The sequence below is a fragment of the Wolbachia endosymbiont of Tuta absoluta genome (assembly GCF_059414725.1).
The window spans coordinates 1-505 of record NZ_JBNRJY010000418.1; the positions used below are offsets into that span (position 1 = coordinate 1).

Below are 505 nucleotides of genomic sequence, written 5' to 3' on the forward strand. Positions count from 1 at the left end.
CCTGAGTAAACACGCCTACTCTAATTGTAGACAACATGTAAATATTTTCATAATTATTGACTTTTCTTCAGCGGACGGTGATTGATCGATCCCACCAATTAAATTAAAAAAAAAAAACAACCGAATTAATAACTAAACATAAAGACACGCTAGAATTAGATGTAAAATAATTATTACCAACCTGTGCAAAACCGCCAAAAATATATGGTCTACGTAAAATCCACAAAACTGATGTTCCACTTCGTCCTATAGTGAGCCAGATTGACACACCAACTTAAAACTGGCCAAGCACCTAGCTAATGTACTATCTCAGCTTCGGGGCCAAACAAGTGCACATGTGAAAGACTCATATCAGTTTGTAGGAGATCGATCCAAATTCCTGGTTCTTTATGATAAAATACCACTTCTCCATTTCTAACTTTTCTATGTCTAGTGCCTTTAAGTTTGCAATACCAGAAACTTCTACCTTAACATTAAACCCCAGTTGTGTATTTGGATAAACTTG

1 pseudogene is annotated in these 505 nt (G+C 35.6%); it reads right to left on the bottom strand.

The features are described from left to right. Positions 1–358: 358 nt before the first annotated feature. Positions 359–505: pseudogene (locus ACJ5GX_RS04505) on the bottom strand (porin); the annotation flags it as partial.